The organism is Pseudoalteromonas sp. OF5H-5 (assembly GCF_021530695.1).
Lineage (GTDB): Bacteria > Pseudomonadota > Gammaproteobacteria > Enterobacterales > Alteromonadaceae > Pseudoalteromonas.
Genome location: NZ_JAKGBF010000016.1, coordinates 38,520 through 56,191, shown reverse-complemented (window position 1 = coordinate 56,191; position 17,672 = coordinate 38,520). Strand labels below are relative to the sequence as shown.

The 17,672-nt window shown below is 44.9% G+C and carries 18 protein-coding genes; 8 read left to right on the top strand and 10 right to left on the bottom strand.

The window, feature by feature from the left end; all coding sequences use genetic code 11:
- Position 1: 1 nt before the first annotated feature.
- Genes L1271_RS19950 through L1271_RS19940 form a run of 3 tightly spaced genes read right to left on the bottom strand, consistent with a single transcriptional unit; the run spans position 2 to position 2,412 of the window.
- Positions 2-610: a glutathione S-transferase family protein gene (locus tag L1271_RS19950; RefSeq protein WP_235368627.1), complete on the bottom strand. Its 609-nt coding sequence runs from the start codon at positions 608-610 to the stop codon at positions 2-4.
- Between the two features lie 23 nt (positions 611-633).
- Positions 634-1,695 carry an NADP-dependent oxidoreductase gene (locus L1271_RS19945; RefSeq protein WP_235368626.1) on the bottom strand — a complete coding sequence of 354 codons (1,062 nt, stop codon included), beginning with the start codon at positions 1,693-1,695 and terminating at the stop codon, positions 634-636.
- Between the two features lie 24 nt (positions 1,696-1,719).
- Positions 1,720-2,412 (bottom strand): type 1 glutamine amidotransferase domain-containing protein, encoded by a 693-nt coding sequence (locus L1271_RS19940; RefSeq protein WP_235368625.1) that lies wholly within the window; start codon positions 2,410-2,412, stop codon positions 1,720-1,722.
- 158 nt (positions 2,413-2,570) lie between these two features.
- Between L1271_RS19940 and L1271_RS19935 the strand changes: the two genes are divergently transcribed.
- Both L1271_RS19935 and L1271_RS19930 read left to right on the top strand, forming a co-directional pair.
- Positions 2,571-3,476 carry a LysR family transcriptional regulator gene (locus tag L1271_RS19935; protein ID WP_235368624.1) on the top strand — a complete coding sequence of 302 codons (906 nt, stop codon included), beginning with the start codon at positions 2,571-2,573 and terminating at the stop codon, positions 3,474-3,476.
- Between the two features lie 105 nt (positions 3,477-3,581).
- Positions 3,582-4,013: a hypothetical protein gene (locus tag L1271_RS19930; protein ID WP_235368623.1), complete on the top strand. Its 432-nt coding sequence runs from the start codon at positions 3,582-3,584 to the stop codon at positions 4,011-4,013.
- A 14-nt stretch (positions 4,014-4,027) separates the two neighbouring features.
- Here L1271_RS19930 and L1271_RS19925 read toward each other — a convergent pair whose 3' ends face one another.
- Entirely contained in the window at positions 4,028-5,551 is a 1,524-nt protein-coding gene (locus tag L1271_RS19925; protein WP_235368622.1) for a LytR/AlgR family response regulator transcription factor, read from the bottom strand.
- A gap of 146 nt (positions 5,552-5,697) precedes the next feature.
- Between L1271_RS19925 and L1271_RS19920 the strand changes: the two genes are divergently transcribed.
- The gene (locus L1271_RS19920; protein WP_235368621.1) at positions 5,698-7,170 is read left to right on the top strand and encodes an alpha/beta hydrolase; all 1,473 of its coding nucleotides are present in this window, start codon (positions 5,698-5,700) and stop codon (positions 7,168-7,170) included.
- Positions 7,171-7,297: 127 nt separating this feature from the next.
- Entirely contained in the window at positions 7,298-7,606 is a 309-nt protein-coding gene (locus tag L1271_RS19915) for a hypothetical protein (protein ID WP_102056286.1), read from the top strand.
- Between the two features lie 62 nt (positions 7,607-7,668).
- Here the strand turns inward: L1271_RS19915 and L1271_RS19910 are convergent, their stop codons facing one another.
- Entirely contained in the window at positions 7,669-7,830 is a 162-nt protein-coding gene (locus L1271_RS19910) for a hypothetical protein (RefSeq protein WP_158299106.1), read from the bottom strand.
- A gap of 63 nt (positions 7,831-7,893) precedes the next feature.
- Here L1271_RS19910 and L1271_RS19905 point away from each other — a divergent pair, with 63 nt between their 5' ends.
- The 3 genes from L1271_RS19905 to L1271_RS19895 all read left to right on the top strand — a co-directional run bounded on the left by L1271_RS19905 (position 7,894) and on the right by L1271_RS19895 (position 9,869).
- Positions 7,894-8,667, top strand: a complete 774-nt coding sequence (locus tag L1271_RS19905; protein WP_235368620.1) for a hypothetical protein — start codon at positions 7,894-7,896, stop codon at positions 8,665-8,667.
- Positions 8,668-8,904: 237 nt separating this feature from the next.
- Complete coding sequence (locus L1271_RS19900) at positions 8,905-9,219, top strand: DUF6172 family protein (RefSeq protein ID WP_010370561.1); 315 nt, start codon at positions 8,905-8,907, stop codon at positions 9,217-9,219.
- Between the two features lie 146 nt (positions 9,220-9,365).
- Positions 9,366-9,869: an RNA methyltransferase gene (locus L1271_RS19895; RefSeq protein WP_045961974.1), complete on the top strand. Its 504-nt coding sequence runs from the start codon at positions 9,366-9,368 to the stop codon at positions 9,867-9,869.
- 21 nt (positions 9,870-9,890) lie between these two features.
- Here the strand turns inward: L1271_RS19895 and L1271_RS19890 are convergent, their stop codons facing one another.
- Together L1271_RS19890 and L1271_RS19885 are read right to left on the bottom strand one after the other, a co-directional pair.
- Positions 9,891-10,898, bottom strand: coding sequence for a fatty acid desaturase (locus L1271_RS19890; RefSeq protein WP_235368619.1), 1,008 nt, complete (start codon positions 10,896-10,898; stop codon positions 9,891-9,893).
- Positions 10,899-11,392: 494 nt separating this feature from the next.
- Positions 11,393-11,830 carry an acyl-CoA thioesterase gene (locus L1271_RS19885; RefSeq protein WP_206471316.1) on the bottom strand — a complete coding sequence of 146 codons (438 nt, stop codon included), beginning with the start codon at positions 11,828-11,830 and terminating at the stop codon, positions 11,393-11,395.
- A gap of 411 nt (positions 11,831-12,241) precedes the next feature.
- Between L1271_RS19885 and L1271_RS19880 the strand changes: the two genes are divergently transcribed.
- The gene (locus tag L1271_RS19880; RefSeq protein ID WP_235368618.1) at positions 12,242-12,556 is read left to right on the top strand and encodes a hypothetical protein; all 315 of its coding nucleotides are present in this window, start codon (positions 12,242-12,244) and stop codon (positions 12,554-12,556) included.
- Between the two features lie 442 nt (positions 12,557-12,998).
- Here the strand turns inward: L1271_RS19880 and gcvP are convergent, their stop codons facing one another.
- The 3 genes from gcvP to gcvT form a co-directional block, all read right to left on the bottom strand.
- Positions 12,999-15,899 (bottom strand): aminomethyl-transferring glycine dehydrogenase, encoded by a 2,901-nt coding sequence (gene gcvP, locus L1271_RS19875; protein ID WP_235368617.1) that lies wholly within the window; start codon positions 15,897-15,899, stop codon positions 12,999-13,001.
- A 182-nt stretch (positions 15,900-16,081) separates the two neighbouring features.
- On the bottom strand, positions 16,082-16,471 hold the full coding sequence (gene gcvH, locus L1271_RS19870) for a glycine cleavage system protein GcvH (RefSeq protein ID WP_095727220.1): 390 nt from the start codon (positions 16,469-16,471) through the stop codon (positions 16,082-16,084).
- Positions 16,472-16,547: 76 nt separating this feature from the next.
- The gene (gene gcvT, locus L1271_RS19865) at positions 16,548-17,630 is read right to left on the bottom strand and encodes a glycine cleavage system aminomethyltransferase GcvT (protein ID WP_174170824.1); all 1,083 of its coding nucleotides are present in this window, start codon (positions 17,628-17,630) and stop codon (positions 16,548-16,550) included.
- Positions 17,631-17,672: the final 42 nt, after the last annotated feature.

Sequence of the window (17,672 nt, the reverse complement as noted above, 5' to 3'; positions counted from 1 at the left end):
CCTAACCGTAGCTGCGTGCAGCTTGATATGCGGCGCGAGCTTGCACTTTTTCAAGATAAGCCTTGATATTGCCATGCGCTGTGAGCAAACCGACTTTGTCTGCGATTTCTAGCATCACCGTCATCATAATATCGGCGGCGGTAAAGTCGTTGCCTGCGAAATAGCTTTGCTTGGCGAGTGTGGTATCTATATAAGAAAAGTCGACATTGGCTTCTTTAGCAATGTAACCATCCATTGGTTTATCGCCTGTACGCTGCTCCATCTTCATCATCAAAGATGCGATCACCGGCAGTGCCAATGATCCCTCAGCAAAGTGCAACCATTCTTGATATTGATAGTACTCAGGAGTCCCCGCACTTGGTCGCAATCTACTGTCTTCTGCCTTATCTAGCAGATATTCCATGATGGCTCCAGACTCACATAAGACTAGGCTGTCATCGACCAACACGGGGGCTTTTCCAAGCGGATGCACCTGTTTTAGGCTTTCGGGTGCAAGACGCGTTTCAGAGTTTCGCTCGTGCTCCACAAGGTCATAAGGCATGTCGAGTTCATGTAAAAGCCAAAGTACTCTTGTCGAGCGTGATTCGTTTAAGTGGTGAACAGTTAACATCTAATTTTTCCTGATAAATCTAATTATACGAGTTCGTCTGGACCTAAGCGCACGACAAGTTTGCCGAAGTTTTTACCTTCCAATAAGCCAATAAATGCCTCGACTGTATTATCCATCCCCTCGACTAAGTGCTCTTTGTACTTAATCTTGCCCGCGTTTAACCATGGCAGCATCGCTTCGCTGAACTCGTTGTATCTATGCCCATAGTCGTCGAATACAATAAAGCCTTGCATTTTCACTCGCTTAATCAGCAGTGTCGCCATCAGCATCGACATACGATCAGGCCCCGATGGCAACTCAGTGGCATTATATTGAGAGATCAACCCACAAAGTGGAACCCGGGCACTTGAGTTAAGCAATGGCATAACTGCATCGAACACCTTACCACCCACATTTTCAAAATAGACGTCAATTCCTGATGGACATGCCTGCGCTAATTGTTCAGCGAGGTCATCCTTGCGGTGATCAAGACAGGCATCAAAGCCAAGTGTCTCGGTAGCGTAACTGCATTTTTCGGCGCCACCAGCTATGCCAATTACTCTACAGCCTTGCAGTTTTGCTATTTGTCCAACAAGGCTGCCTACAGCACCGGTTGCTGCGGCAACGACTACAGTTTCTCCAGCTTTTGGCTGACCGATATCCATCAGTCCCATGTAAGCGGTAAGGCCTGGCATCCCTAACACGCCCAAGCTATATGATGGGTTAGGTAGATTGTTGTCTAACTTAAGTAAGCCAGTGCCATCCGAGACGCTATAGTCTTGCCAGCCACTCATCGCGAGTACCCAGTCACCTTTGGTAAATTTAGGGTTATTTGACGCTTCAACTCGGCATACTGTGCCACCCACCATCGCTTCACCAATAGCAACCGGCTCAGCATAAGATTTTGCATCGCTCATACGGCCACGCATGTATGGATCTAACGACAAAAAGACGGTACGAAGGAGCACCTCGCCCTCTTTTGGCGTTGGGATCTGTGCCTCTTCATAATTGAAGTTTTCTTGGCTTGGCGCACCATGTGGCCGTGACGCCAAGGTAATGCGACGATTCGTTTGTGCGTTTTGAGCTTGGTTTATTGCGTTACTCATGATTTATTCCTTTTAATAAGCAGGTTACAGCTGGTTTAGGTACGTCAGCATTTTCTCAGCGACAAGTTCAGAGCTTGCTGGATTCTGCCCTGTAAAAATTAAGCCATCTCTAACAGCAAACACATTCCAATCATCGACTTTCTGGAAATCAGCACCTCGTTTAACCAGCTCATCTTCTAATAAAAATGGCACAACATCAGTCAGCCCAACTGCCGCCTCTTCACTATTCGTAAAACCAGACACCACTTTACCTTTTACCAGATACTCACCCGACGTGGTTTTTACATCCATTAGCACCGCCGGAGCGTGGCACACCGCACCAACTGGTTTATCTGCAGCTAAAAAGGCGCTTATCAATTGGATTGAATTGGTATCTGTTGCTAAATCCCATAGAGGTCCGTGACCGCCAGGATAGAACACAGCGTCAAAATCTGCCGCGCTCACCTTAGCTAGTGGCACCGTATTTGCCACCCTCTCCTGCGTTTTTTGATCATCAAAATAGCGTTTAGTACTGTCGGTTTGGAAATCAGGCTGTTCACTTTTTGGGTCAATTGGCGGCTGACCACCTTTTGGTGAAGCAAGCGTTACTTCTACCCCTGCATCCACAAAGGCATAGTAAGGTGCGGCAAACTCTTCAATCCAAAACCCTGTTTTCTCACCTGTATTGCCTAGTTCTGCATGTGACGTTAGCACCATTAAAATTTTCTTTGCTGTCATCAAAGTTACCTCTCATTCTTTCTTAAAACTTCAGGCTATTTAACCTGCGGATAAATATAAAAGTATGAACTTAAGACAAGTTAAACAATGCAGACAAAAGCTAACTCTTTGTTCAAACAATTGATACAATCAATTCATCTCAGCCTGTGGAGTAATGCGTGGATATTTCGTTTGAGCAACTTAAAAGCATGGTCGTTTTTGCCCAAGTTATTGAGCAAGGCACCTTAAGCGGCGCCGCTAAGCATTTAAACTTGTCTCGTGCAGTGGTGAGTTATCATGTCAAAAAACTGGAGTCACAGTTAGGCATAAAATTGCTCAATCGCTCGACCCGCACCATTTCACTTACAGAGGCAGGCCGCGAATATTATCAGCGCTGCCGTGTGATTGCAGAGCAAGCCTTTGCTGCAAACCAGCAAATTGAGAATTTAAAGAAAGAACCAATCGGTCTAATAAAGCTTACCTGCCCTGTGAATGTTGGCCTGCAAACCATAGTGCCTGCACTCAATGAATTTAGAGCTATGTATCCAAAAATTCAGCTCGATATCATGCTTACAGATGAAGTCGTCAATATCATCAAAGAAGGGATTGATCTGGCCATTCGAGGCGCCCCACTTCCCGATTCAGGTTTGCAAGCCAGTAAACTTTCAGTGCTAAAAACCTGTCTGTGCGCATCGCCCGACTATTTGCAAAAGTACGGCGTCCCCAAACACCCTACCGATCTCTACCAGCATCAATGGGTGATTTACAAGCTGACATCGGGGGCACTCACATTGAGTAAAGGGGCTAGAGCTTATAGCATCACGATGAAAGGCGATATAAGCACCAACAATGCCGCCGCTCGCACCGCTTTTGTGGAGGGAGGTCATGGTCTTGGACGAATTCCAACTTACGATGCATTACCAAAAATACAGGCCGGAACTTTAGTGCCTGTATTAGAAGATTACACGCTGCCAGACATACATGTTTATGGCGTTTTCCCAGAAGGCAATGCCAACTCTAAAAAAGTGCGATTACTGCTCGATTTTCTAAAAGGGTATTTTCAGCGCCAATTGGTTGAAGCGTAAGCCCCAACCAATTGTGTATTTAACCTAGTAACTTTCAGCTGGTGGATGAGATACTAATGTTGAGTGACCACAAAAGGATTAATAGGAATATGCGAGGAGGCTTCCATGAAATATTTAGCACTTATAGCAACGCTCGGCATAAATAATTTAGCGGCTGCACAAGGCGAAGTAGCAGCAAAATGGCAACTGGGACAATACTCTGTATCCATTGGTGAAAAATGTGTTATTACCGTTTCAACCCCTGCTTCAAAAGAGATAATAGCAAACGGTTTCAATAACGATAAAGCCTGCAAAGTCGCCTATCTAGCCCAAACCAACATACCCAACGCTTACGTGATAGGCGGTGCACATATTCTTATCGTCGAACAGCAAACTATCCAACAAAAGAGCTGCAGACGTGTATCAAAAGCGCTTTATTTACCAATCGATGGTCAAGCCGCATTGAGCACCACTCAAATAGAAAGCGGCAACTGCGATGGCCATATAGAGCCAAACGGAGCGATGTATTTAATTTCAGCTCTGCAAAACCCAATTTAAAAGATCTGCAGCGCTCAGGGTTTATTAGACGCTTTAAGCGTCGCCCTAACCGACGGGACAAGCCGACGACTGACGGGAACACTTGCTCCATTGGTTAATCTCAAGTTGCTCTGATTATTATCACTTTCTAATGACACCACTTCGTTTAGATTAGTCAAATAAGAACGATGTGTTTTTACAAAAATAGAGGGCAAAGTAAGTTCGAGTTGTTTTAGTGAGCCTGTAAACAGCTTCTGCGTGGTATCTTTCATGTGCAGCTCAACGTAGTCCCCTGCGGCTTTGCAAAACGCGATATCCGTGAGCACAACATAGTCAGTTTTACCTGCAACACTGACTTCCAGCTTAGAAGGAGATTGAAGTTGTTTGTTCTGCGCGAGTTTGAACTCAAGCTTGGCAATATGAGCTTGATCACTACTCAACTGTACTTGCTGAGCACGATACTCTTTAGCTTGACGAATGAAAAGGTAGACTAGCAAGACTGCAATGATCACAAAGTGAGTAATTTCGTGGAAGCTTGATGCAACAAAGAGTACGGTTGCAGCCACCAATAACTGCACCACAAACCAAACCGCTAAATTATTGTTTTTGGCGCGTCGCCAACAATAGCCTAGCTGAACTAAGCTAACGAGTAATGGCACAAAGACTCCGGCAGTGGTTTTAGCATCAAAGCCTGGTGCAAAAATAATAACAATAAGCGTGATTAGTGTACCGATATAAATCCAGTGAAGCGCGTGCTTTTCTGCAACTTTTATGGAGCTATATACAAGCAACAAAGTGCCAAATAAAAACGATAAGCCCGTCACGGTCAACAGTCGAATATCATGCCACACATAGCCATAGTCAACTAACCCTCGCGATATTTCAGCACTGAGCTGCATTGCCGCGAGCAGGCACAGTACGGCAAATATCCGAACGCTTGTATTGCCATAACGACCAAAGCTCAGACTTATAAAGTACAATGCGCCCAACAAAAAGGCACCAACCAGAATCAGGCCCAAACCACTAAATGATTGAATATACTGCTTAGGATCGCCAAATTGCCCTAGCCCAATAAAATGAATTGGGTATCCTAATGAAATAAGGCTATGCTGTGCAGACAGACCAAACACCAGTTGATTGCTTTTCTTTATAAGTGAGTCTGGCAAATAAAATACGCTGTCCATTTTGCCTATTTGCTCAGTTTTATCTACGGCAGGAAAACCGCTGCTCCCCACCTTACTACCATTTAAAAAGACTTCGCTTGATGTTTTAGCAAATAAATACAACCCTACGGGCCTTGGTATTGAGGCTAATTTCGCTCGCTCAAATTCGATTAACACCCAAACAGCCTGATTTTGCGGGTCAATCTCAGATAACTTAGCTCGGTGACATTGCGGCTCAGTAAACTGTGGAATTTCTTTTGCCGAGACTGACCATGGGCAAACCGTCACGGCTTGCTCATAGGAAAATGGCAACAAAGGTTGACTGGCATAAGCCTTACCTAGAGCGCCCGAGCAACACACAGCCATCACTAAATAAAGTACAAGATTAATATTCACACTCTACCGCTTTTCCTTTTACCGTTCGTCGGCTTTTTACTACCGCTGAGCCTACAAGCCAATAAATATCGGCCTCTCATAGAAGTTCACTACCCCATAAAGTTGCCATGGTATTCAATAAAAACAAACTATTAAGGAGTAATACTATGCGATCAACACACACATTAATAGCCGCGTTAAGCTTATTCACTTGCTTATGCGTAAGCGCAGAGAAAGGTAGCGATAAGCAAGTGCTGTACAGCAATGAGCAACAAATCGAGTTTCAAGCCAACAGCGGAGAAACAACGGATGTCATAGCTGGGCACCTCTGGGTGCCTGAAAACAGGAATAACCCCAACAGCAACAAAATTAGAATTAACTATGTGCGCTTTCCTGCAACCGGCAGCAATAAAGGTTCACCTATCGTGTATTTATCTGGTGGCCCCGGTGGTTCAGGGATCGCGACTGCCAAGTGGCGAAGATTTCCGTTATTTCAAGCGCTAAGAGAGTTTGGTGATGTTATTGCGCTAGACCAAAGAGGTACGGGGCAGTCAGAGCAAACTGCTCCTTGCGTGTCTAGTGAACACATTGCGCTTAATGCTGTTACCACTGAAGCGCAAATTGCAGACCGTTACCGCAAAGCTGCATTAGAATGCTTTACTCAATGGAAGTCTCAAGATATTGATATATATGGTTATAATACCGCTCAGAACGCGCTAGATATAAACGACTTACGAAAACACCTAAAAGCTGACAAAGTATCACTTTGGGGGATCTCTTACGGCAGCCATCTGGCACTCAGTGCCATAAAAGCGATGCCAGCGCATCTTGACAAAGTAATTATCGCCAGTGCTGAAGGGCTCAATCAGACCGTTAAACTACCTCACCAAACCGATCAATACTTTGAAAGAGTTCAAGGAATTATCAATCAGCAAGCGCTTAAACAACAAGTGTCGGATCTACCCGCTTTGATACGCCGAGTGCACAGTAAACTTGAGCAACAGCCTATTGCACTTCAAATTACACAAAAAGACGGCTCAAAAACACCCATGTTATTTCAAAAGCATCATATTCAGTCGTTAGCTAGCATGATGATTGCCGATCCTAACCAATATCTTGCCATGCTAATTCACGTTTATTTAGGTTTAGATAACGGCAATACTGAGCTGTTAAAACATGTTTTGCAGCGTGGAATGTTTACCGATGAGCCCATTACATTCAAGTTGATGCCGCTGGCGATGGATGTCGCTTCAGGGATCACCGCTAAACGCCTTGCACAAGTGACAAACCAATCGCCAACAGCCTTGCTCGGCGACAAGCTTAACTTTCCAATGCCAACACTTCACTTGATAGATAAAAAACTAGACTTAGGTGATGATTTTAGAACCGCTCCCCTATCCAACATCCCAACTTTATTGTTTACAGGTAGTCTAGATGGTAGAACGTATCCAGAAGAACAACTTGAAGCTGTGAGAGGACTTACAAATTTGACCCAGATTATGGTGAACAATGCGGGCCACAACCTTTATACAAGCTCACCCTTGGTGCTCGCCAGAATGCAAACATTCTTAAGCGGAAAACCCGTCAGCGCAGAAGCAATCCAACTACCGCTACCAAAACTTGCGCTGTCAGCACCGTAATTCGAAAAAACGACTCTAAGTGAATTGAAAAAGCAATTCACTTAGAGCGGGCTATCATCAACAAAGTTGTTGATAGCCCATAAGCTTGAGTATAATCAGGCTTTTGGCCTCTTACATCCATAGCATTATGAAAAAGCTCTCAAAAGTACAAGAAAAACAACAAGCCTTGGTACTGACCATTGCAGACAAACTCGAGGAACAAGCTCGTGCAGAAATTCCCGGCATGGTGCAATGTTGGTTTGATGTGGAATATCACTTGTTCCCCGGCTCATTAATACTCTTTTTCCAATTTGAGAATGAACAAGCATTGGAAGCCGCAAAGCCAGACCTTCTTAAATGGCAAAAGCGTTTAAGCGCCGCCATGCTGAAAAAAGGGGTGATTTTAAAGGATATGCGTAAACATTTAACCTTTACTTTGCTTGGTCCCGAGGATTAAAACTGCCGATAAAATCTAGCCGGACAACTGAACGCTATTCGGCGAGTCGATATTAACAGCTCTCATTCGCCATAGTGTTGACGCCACAATTGATTGCTAAAACGATGATTGGGAATGAGTTCTTGCTTTAAAGCAAAAAATGCTTTTGCATTTGGATTGGATTTTTTCAGCTTATTGACTGCAATCCTCCAGCTCCAAAGGTTCTTATCGATTGCAAATTCCATATTGCGTTATTTTCAAGTAAGCTGCTAAAGCTCCTTATAAATCTCAAAAAAGAGGAAAGTACGTTGGATAAGAGAATTGAACCTGAGCTTCCCAGTATTACGCCAGATTTAGATCAGGTTGAAGCCTATAAAAACTCCACCACCCAAGCGAGCCATAAAACCTCAGCACCAAAAGAAAGTACCAAACAAACAAGCCAACCCGCCAAAGGTATGGGGATGATGAATTGGTTGGGTGCAATCTCGATTATTGCGTTGGCTGCTGCGGCGTTTGCGCTCTACCAACAAAACTTAACAACCCAGGCACAATTACTCGAGTCAACAAAGCGCATTGCCGAGCTTGAACATACCCTCACCGCCACAGATGAAGAGATGGACTTGTCCGCGGGTGCAATGCAAGCAAAATTGAACACACTAACCGAGCGCACAGACGAGCTTTGGTCACAGATGGATAAACTATGGGCGTCAGCGTGGCGAAGAAACCAATCAGACATCAAAAAGCTCGAAGAGCAAGCAAGTAATAACGCTAAAAACCAGACCAGTACGACTACCAAAGTAGAAACACTATCGCAGAGTCAAACAGAGCTTGCTTTAAAACTATCGCTATTAGAAGAACAACAGCAAGCCGCTAGTGTGCTAAAAAATCAAATTGCAGCCATTAATGGCGATGTTGATCAGTTAAAGTCTCAAGCGCAAAGCAGAGACTCTACACAGATAGAGATCGGCGCAAGCCTTACCCAAATAGAGATGACACAAACCGCACTGGCAGAAAAATTAGAGCGTTTGGAGCGTAAATTGGCAGCAGCCCCCACAACTCAAACGCAACCAAAAGCGAATTAATCCGCCATTATCAATGGTACATTAGCAATATGAGTTGGTAGCGAACTCGCGCAACCAACTCAGCTTTTATTCTCTTCGGCATTCACAAAGTCCCTCGCCAGTTCACAAAATATAACGTAAAATATCCTATTACATTCCTGTATTTATTCGCGCGTAAGCTTTACGCTTAAATCAATACACATTATCTACTCAGGCATACTGTTTTGCCGATTGAGTATTTCTTGCTTGAAGGCAACTATGAAAAAGACATTTGAACTAATTCACCCTAAAATCAAACTTGAAAGACGCGTTGACGCGGTTAAGCATGAACTTAAAAAATACCTAAAGCGCGAGCGCAACAAAACTTTACCAGCGGGCGCTGATTATTGGGATTTTGATTGTAAGTTTGGTAACACAGAAGCTGAAGCCGAGCCGGTGCACCTATCACAACTAAACAAGTTGATTGATAAAACGCAAACTGAAAACCTCACTTCCTTTTATGTTGAGATTTTAGCAAAGCCAGGCTATAGAAAATCAAACGATTTATCTGACGATGAGTTAGAAGACTACTAAGCCCAACTTCTGTAGGTCGAGCTTTAGCTCGACAACATCACCTGCTCTCCCCCAACAATACCAACTGGCACAAAATCACGCGCATGATACAATCGCTCGTCGAATTTTTGGTGGCGCTACTGCCGGTATAGTGAGAATTAAAAAGTATGAGCGAGTCATTTGTAGCAATCGGATTAGTAAACCCTAAATCACCAACCAATGTGGGTGGCGTATTACGGGCCGCAGGTTGTTATGATGCGCAAGCCATCTACTTTAGCGGCAATCGTTACGCAAGAGCTGCAAAATATCATACGGATACAAAAAACGTTGCCGACAACATTCCCATCAAACAAGTTGATGATTTCATCAGTTTAAAAGTAGCAGGCCGTGCACTTGTCTGCGTTGAGCTGGTAGAGGGCGCAACCCCACTGCCACAGTTTGCTCACCCCGACAACGCGTTATACATTTTTGGTCCTGAAGATGGCAGCCTGCCACAAGAAATCGTGGATGCCGCTGATGCCGTGGTGTATGTACCAACCACAGGCTGCATGAACTTAGCCGCGACAGTCAACGTGTTGTTATACGACCGTATGGCAAAACGCTCAACGGGATTTGATGCTAGTCAGATACTCACCAGCCGCGATATCAATAACCGCCTAACAGTTGGATAAGTTTTTGCTGTAAGCATCTTTTTATTTTTGACTAACCCGCTCTTTGTCCGGGTAGTGATTTGCATTTTTTAGGCTTTGTAAGTCATCAAAACGTACTCCGTGCTGAGCCATAACTGGGCGTACTTTTTTACTTATCAATTGCCGAATATAAAACGGTTGATTAGGTACAAAGTGATGGATCGTGTGCGTACGGCCAAAATCAAAACAAAATAACTGAAACGGTAAAAACCAGCGACTGGTGATCACATGGGTCTGCTCTAACACATTACTCACGCCGCCATAATAATGCATTGAAGATGTGACGAGGTTTAAAGATGCTGAGCGGATCATATTAGGCACAATCAGCACCACCATTAAGAACTCAGCAACCGCTAGTAACTCTGCTCCCCACCTAGGTAATTCAAATGGTTGTATAAATTGCAGTACGTAATAAGTAATCACACCATATAAAGTCGCAAAATAAGCCGTGGCAAGCGGAAAACCAGCATTAAAGACCTGCAAAAACGTAAAACCCTTGATTTCTCGACTAAACCGCTTGGCATTCAATAATAAACCTAGCAATCCATCTGTAACCACCACAGCTCGCAACCAAGGAGATTGGATACCATTACCCACCAAGCGCTCCTCTAAGTCTTGTTCAGTACCAGACACTTTATGGTGATGTAAATGAATTTGCCTGCGATACCAAGGGTTCACCGTATTTGGCCGCATAAGCCACACCGTCAACATCATAAAATGATATACAAATGGGCGGTCACTAAAATACTGCTTGTGGATCAAATCGTGCTCAAGTTCATGAGAAATAGAGGTAATAAAAGCCGCCAAGATAATACACAGCCATGCAGGAATAACGGCAAAATAGTAAAGCAAGGCAACGCCAATTAGCGCACTTAACGACAACAGCAAAATCACCATAGCAATACCGTTTTGCTGATTTAAAATAGGATAACGCGTTCGAAGCGTTCGCTCTTCAGCTTGAATCGCGGAAACTATCGCTTTAATGTTCTGTTTCGCCGTTAATGTTGGCATAGATAACTTAATTCACCTTTTGATATCAAGATCATAACGAAAACTCCTACTACCGTAGCAGCGGCTTTATGCCGCGACAGTTTTAAAACTGCAACGAAACACCCAAACTCCGCGCTTCTATTGACTATCGTCCATCTCACATTGTCGTAACAGCGACTTTACGCCGCGACAACTCTAAAACAGCAACGCGACACTTAAACTCCAAGCTTCTATTGACTATCGTCCATCTCACATTCCCGTAGCAGCGGCTTTACGCCGCGACAACTTTAAAACAGCAACGCAACACCTAAACTCCGCGCTTCTATTGACTATCGTCCATCTCACATTGTCGTAACAGCGACTTTACGCCGCGACAACTCTAAAACAGCAACGCGACAACACCTAAACTCCAAGCTTCTATTGACTATCGTCCATCTCACATTGTCGTAGCAGCGGCTTTACGCCGCGACAGTTTTTCAAACATCGATACAAAGCAATACCTAAACTCTACACTTCTATTGATTATCGTCCATCTCGTATTGCTTCAAAATGGCCAACATGCTCTCTGGAATTGGCGATTTATTCCCTGTTTTCATATTAAACATCACCACATTCGCATACCCCGTTGTGCATACTGCTTGTTGCGATTCGCTAAACGCCTCATAGCGCATGGTAAAGCGATCTTCTTTGATATCAGTGATATATGAACCAATATGCAAGGTATCTGGAAACGTAACTGGTCGTTTATATTGCGCGTACGTATCACGTAAAACCGGACTATGGGTAGGTTCTGATAATACAGAAAGTAAGCCCGTTTGAGTCAAAAAATCGATTCGCGCGGTTTCAAAATAGCGAAAATACGACACGTTATTCACATGCCCCAACGCATCCATTTCTCCCCACACCACATTCACTTTGGTGGTGATTGCAAACTTTTCTAAAAATTCCTGCATGATGTTGCCTTTAATTTTGTTTATTGAACTCGAGAGTAACAACTCATCGTACCAGCAACAAGGTTAACGAGATAGTTTAAGGCAACTTGTCAAAACAAAGAAAGCAAAGCCAGCATTTCGCAGTGCAACCTTACGCCCCCCCGTAGGTCGCCATTTATGGCGAAAAATAATGCCTCAGTTCCCTTCGTTTTCAGCGTAGCTTTAGATACAAACACAATTCAAGCGCAATCCCTATCATTCCATCTCACAAAAAATTGACGCCTTTTATAGGATCAACACCTAAGATAAATCACCAATGATTTTTCTCAATACTTTCAATATATAAGCAAACAGCAGAGCAATTTTTATAAGCTTGGTTTAAAAAATGCATCTGAAATCAAAATCAGAATTAAACTTAAGCATGTCACCAATATGAACAAAAGCACAAATACAGTTTATGTGTTGAGCGGTTACGCCAAATGCGCCATCACTCAGCAAGGAAAATACAAACTCGGCAACAAACACTCAATCGGCCTGCTAACCACAGACGAAAACTATGAAGATAACATCGGTAAACTTGAAGCCTTTATTAAAGATTTAGGTTGGGAGTCCATTACGTTTTGCATGGTTGAAACCGTTAACGACATCAGCACCCTATCCAACGATGTTTTGATATCAAGCTTTCTTCGTGCTCAGCAAAATGGCCAATCGTTAGTGGTAAACGACCTCCCTATTACCGTCCATTAAGGCGGTAAATGCACACTACAAGGCCTGCAACTAAAGTATTAAGCAATTCTAGATCGCGTTGAGCCAAACCGAGTAGGAGCGGCTTCACGCCGCGATCTTCAGGTACTTGCCAGCGACTACGAACAATTTGTAGCAGCGACTTTATGTCGCGACTTGTTTTTGAATCCAGCCTTCAACTTTACCTGATATCGCTTCGCCGGCAAGGCAAAAGCAGAGTGGTATATTATTTGTCGCCATAAATCGCGACCTACGCAGAGATTTGGTGTGAAGTCGCAGTTATGCGTTGCTATAAGGGAGCGCGGCGTAAAGCCACTCCCACAAACCAAGAAAAGAGCCAAACACGAGCTTCCACCAAATCCATGCCCACAAAAAAGCCGCCCTTATTACAAAGGGCGGCTTTTCAAAATTTGCTAAGTCGCGCTAAAGCGCGACTTACAGCCTCTTACGCGTCGCGGTAAGTATCAACCGCTGGGCAAGAACAGATTAGGTTACGGTCGCCGTATACGTCGTCGATACGGGTTACCGTTGGCCAGAATTTGTCTTTTGCTACGCTTGGTACTGGGAATGCAGCTGCGAGGCGATCATATGCACGGTTCCAGTCGTTGCTGAGTACGTCTGCTTGCGTGTGTGGTGCGAATACTAATGGGTTGTCTTCGATAGACCACTCGCCTGATGCAATCTTGTCGATTTCACCTTTGATAGAAACCATAGCTTCGATAAAGCGGTCGATTTCTACCTTAGACTCAGATTCCGTTGGCTCAACCATAAGTGTGCCCGCTACTGGGAACGACATCGTTGGTGAGTGGAAGCCGTAGTCTTGTAGACGCTTAGCAACGTCCATTTCGGTAATGCCTGTGGCTTCTTTCAGTGGACGTAGGTCAACAATACATTCGTGGGCAACACGGTCGTTACGGCCACGGTATAGAATTGGGTAGTGCTCGCTCAACTTAGCCGTTAGGTAGTTAGCGTTTACAATTGCCATTTCTGTTGCTTGTTTTAGGCCTTCGCTGCCCATCATCGCGATGTATGCCCACGAGATAGGTAGAATAGCAGCAGAGCCGTAAGGTGCCGCAGAAACCGCGCCATTACCTACGTTTGTGCCTTCTACGTTGATCACGCTGTGGTTAGGCATAAATGGCGCTAGGTGCGATTTAACACCGATAGGACCAACACCTGGACCACCGCCACCGTGTGGAATACAGAATGTTTTGTGTAGGTTTAAGTGTGATACGTCAGAGCCGATTGAACCTGGGCTAGTTACCCCAACCTGCGCGTTCATATTTGCGCCGTCCATGTATACTTGGCCGCCGTGCTGGTGCACGATGTCGCATACTTCACGGATAGATTCTTCGTATACACCGTGTGTAGACGGGTAAGTGACCATGATGCACGATAGGTTTTCAGCTACGTCTGCGGCTTTCGCGCGTAGGTCTTCCATATCGATGTTACCGTTTTTATCACAGTCAACCACAACCACTTTCATGCTTGCCATTTGTGCAGACGCTGGGTTTGTACCGTGCGCTGAACTTGGGATCAAACAGATATTACGGTGACCTTCACCGCGAGACTCATGGTACTTACGGATCGCGATAAGACCTGCGTATTCACCTTGTGCACCTGAGTTAGGCTGTAGTGATACTGCGTCGTAACCTGTGATGTTCACAAGCCAGTCGTGCAGCTCAGTCATCATGATCTTGTAACCTTGTGCTTGGTCGATTGGGCAGAACGGGTGTAGCTCTGCAAACTCAGGCCAAGTTACTGGGATCATTTCAGCGGTTGCGTTTAGCTTCATGGTACACGAGCCCAATGAGATCATTGAGTGGTTTAGTGCTAAATCTTTGTTTTCAAGACGCTTGATATAACGCAGCATCTCGGTTTCGCTGTGATAGCTGTTGAAGTTTGCGTGCGTTAAAATTTCGTCGTCGCGCACTAGGCTTGCAGGAATACCTGTGATGTTCTCGCCTGATACTTGTGCGTCTAGCGCATCTACATTTAGGCCGTGGTCGTCGCCTAAAATGATGTCGAATAGCTCAGCTACGTCCGCACGCGTTGTGGTTTCGTTTACTGCAATTGAGTATTCGCCGTTGTGGTTAAGGGCAAAGTTCACGCCTTTTGCTACTGCACGCGCCACAACCGCTTGTTTGTCAGCGTCGTCAGCTTTAACGGTAATAGTGTCAAACCACGTATCGTGCTTCAGTGCCACGCCTTTTGCTTTAAGACCCGTTGCGAGAATGCTTGCAAGGCGATTAATGCGCTCAGCAATGATCTTAAGACCTTGAGGACCATGATAAACCGCGTAAAACGCAGCCATGTTCGCAAGTAGCACCTGTGCAGTACAAATGTTTGAGTTGGCTTTTTCACGGCGGATGTGCTGTTCACGAGTTTGCATCGCCATACGTAGCGCGTCGTTACCTAAACGGTCTTTAGACACACCAATAATACGGCCTGGTAGTGAACGCTTGTAAGCATCACGCGTGGCAAAGAATGCCGCGTGTGGACCGCCGTAACCCATTGGTACACCAAAACGCTGTGCAGAACCAAGCACTACGTCTGCACCTAGCTTTCCTGGTGCTTTAAGTAGCATTAAGCTCATGATATCTGCGGCAACACAGGCAATCGCTTTTTTGTCTTGTACTTGTGCGATTAGGTCAGTAACGTCAACCACTTCACCTGATGTTGTTGGATACTGGAATAGCGCACCAAAAATCTCGTGGTTAGCAGCGTCGCTAGCAGGACCTACTACTACTTCAAAACCAAACTGCTCAGCACGCGTAGATACTACGTCGATAGTTTGTACGTGTACGTCGTCGGCAATAAAGAAGATGTTTGCTTTTTTCGCTTTAGATACACGTTTTGCAAGCGCCATTGCTTCTGCCGCTGCGGTGGATTCGTCAAGTAGTGATGCACTGGCTAAGTCTAGGCCGGTAATGTCCATAGTCAGCGTTTGGAAGTTAAGTAGTGATTCCAAGCGACCTTGCGCAATCTCTGGCTGATAAGGGGTGTAAGCAGTGTACCAACCCGGATTCTCAAGTACGTTACGTAGGATAACGTGAGGTACGTGAGTTGGGTGGTAGCCTTGACCGATATAAGATTTGAAAACCTTGTTTTTGCTTGCTACTGATTTCAGGTAACTTAGGGTTTCCACTTCTGTGCGGCTTTCACCGATCTGTAAGCCCTCTTCTAAACGAATTGAAGCAGGTACAGTTTGACCGATCAGCTCTTCAACACTAGATACTCCAAGAGCGCTTAGCATCTCGCTCACCTGTGCTGGGCTTGGCCCGATATGGCGGCGGATAAAATCTTGCTTTTGCTCTAACTGTTCAAGAGATTTGGCGTTTGACATTAGTCCAGGTTCCTATGATCCAAATGAAAAAGGTGAATACTGTTTTTATCTAAATGAGATACCTTGGTAACGGCAGTATTCTAAAAACGTTGGCATGAGCTCGTCATACCTTGAGCAAGCACCCTTGCCCAAAAAGCAACAATAAAAGCCCCTAAAAAGGGGCTTTTATTACTATCAACAAATTAGTCTTCGTCGATTGAATTTGCGTAGCCTTCAGCGTCTAGTAGGTTATCTAGCTCAGACTCATCAGACGCTTTAATACGGAACAACCAACCGTCGCCGTAAGCATCGTTGTTTACAGTTTCAGGCGCATCTTCTAGGTCTTCGTTTACCGCAATGATAGTACCGCCGATTGGTGCGTAGATGTCTGATGCTGCTTTTACAGACTCAGCAACTGCGCAGTCTTCACCCGCGTCAACTTCATCGTCTACTTCTGGTAATTCAACGAATACCATGTCGCCTAGAAGTTCTTGTGCGTGCTCAGTGATACCTACTGTGTACTCGCCATTGCCTTCAGCGCGAACCCACTCGTGTGAAGTAGCGTACTTTAACTCGCTAGGAATGTTGCTCATTTTTTTGTTCCTTTGGTCGGTTGCGATGTCACCCCGTGAGCGACATCAATGTTATTCTATTTATTATCTATAAAAACTAGATAATTGACTTGCCGTTACGAACGAAGCTTGGCTTAACTACTTTAACATCAACTAGCTTCTTACGCATTTCAACTTGTGCAGTCTCGCCAATTGAACGAGGTACACGCGCAAGCGCTACACTGAAGCCTAAAGTTGGTGAGAATGTACCAGAAGTAATAACACCTTCGCCACCTTCTACGATAACTTTAGAACCACCACGTAATACGCCTTTGCTTTCTAGGACTAAACCTACCAGCTTATCAGTGCTTTGCTCAGCACGTTGTTTAGTGATAGCTGCACGACCGATAAAGTCACGCTCCTCTGGCTCCCATGCAATTGTCCATGCCATGTTCGCTGCAAGTGGAGACACCGTCTCGTCCATGTCTGAGCCGTAAAGGTTCATGCCCGCTTCTAAACGTAGCGTATCACGTGCACCTAGGCCAGCTGGACGCACACCTGCGTCTAATAATTTTTGCCATAAGTCCGCCGCACCATCGTTGTGTACTACGATCTCATAACCCTCTTCACCAGTGTAGCCCGTTGTTGCGATAAATAGGTCGCCAGCTTGCACACCAAAGAATGGCTTCATGCCTTCAACAGCCGCTTGTTGTTGTTCGTCTAGGATAGTTGCTGTTTTTGCTTTTGCGTTTGGACCTTGTACCGCAATCATCGCGTACTCAGGACGCTCAGTAACTGTCACTTCAAAATCTGCTGCTACCGCACCGATATGTGCAAGGTCTTTTTCGCGTGTTGCAGAGTTAACTACTAGGCGATATTGCGTTTCAGTGAAGAAGTAAATGATAAGGTCATCAATTACACCGCCCTGCTCGTTTAGCATGCCTGTGTATAGCGCCTTACCAGCCACAGTAAGCTTAGCTACATCGTTTGCAACAAGCTTTTGTAAAAATGCCTTTGCGTCTACACCTTCGATATCAACAATCGTCATGTGTGAAACGTCAAACATGCCCGCGTCAGTACGCACCGCGTGGTGCTCCTCAATTTGTGAGCCATAATTGATTGGCATTTCCCAACCGTGGAAGTCTACCATTTTCGCGCCAGCTTCTAGGTGCTTCGCGTGTAGTACTGTTTTAGAAGTCATACTTATCCTTCACTTTTTTACTCAGCCGCCATCGGTTGGCGC

Coding starts and splice junctions, on each gene's coding strand:
- L1271_RS19950 (WP_235368627.1), bottom strand. CDS start 610: ATGTTAACTGTTCACCACTTAAACGAATCACGCTCGACAAGAGTACTT.
- L1271_RS19945 (WP_235368626.1), bottom strand. CDS start 1,695: ATGAGTAACGCAATAAACCAAGCTCAAAACGCACAAACGAATCGTCGC.
- L1271_RS19940 (WP_235368625.1), bottom strand. CDS start 2,412: ATGACAGCAAAGAAAATTTTAATGGTGCTAACGTCACATGCAGAACTA.
- L1271_RS19930 (WP_235368623.1), top strand. CDS start 3,582: ATGAAATATTTAGCACTTATAGCAACGCTCGGCATAAATAATTTAGCG.
- L1271_RS19920 (WP_235368621.1), top strand. CDS start 5,698: ATGCGATCAACACACACATTAATAGCCGCGTTAAGCTTATTCACTTGC.
- L1271_RS19915 (WP_102056286.1), top strand. CDS start 7,298: ATGAAAAAGCTCTCAAAAGTACAAGAAAAACAACAAGCCTTGGTACTG.
- L1271_RS19910 (WP_158299106.1), bottom strand. CDS start 7,830: ATGGAATTTGCAATCGATAAGAACCTTTGGAGCTGGAGGATTGCAGTC.
- L1271_RS19900 (WP_010370561.1), top strand. CDS start 8,905: ATGAAAAAGACATTTGAACTAATTCACCCTAAAATCAAACTTGAAAGA.
- L1271_RS19895 (WP_045961974.1), top strand. CDS start 9,366: ATGAGCGAGTCATTTGTAGCAATCGGATTAGTAAACCCTAAATCACCA.
- L1271_RS19890 (WP_235368619.1), bottom strand. CDS start 10,898: ATGCCAACATTAACGGCGAAACAGAACATTAAAGCGATAGTTTCCGCG.
- L1271_RS19885 (WP_206471316.1), bottom strand. CDS start 11,830: ATGCAGGAATTTTTAGAAAAGTTTGCAATCACCACCAAAGTGAATGTG.
- L1271_RS19880 (WP_235368618.1), top strand. CDS start 12,242: ATGAACAAAAGCACAAATACAGTTTATGTGTTGAGCGGTTACGCCAAA.
- gcvP (WP_235368617.1), bottom strand. CDS start 15,899: ATGTCAAACGCCAAATCTCTTGAACAGTTAGAGCAAAAGCAAGATTTT.
- gcvH (WP_095727220.1), bottom strand. CDS start 16,471: ATGAGCAACATTCCTAGCGAGTTAAAGTACGCTACTTCACACGAGTGG.
- gcvT (WP_174170824.1), bottom strand. CDS start 17,630: ATGACTTCTAAAACAGTACTACACGCGAAGCACCTAGAAGCTGGCGCG.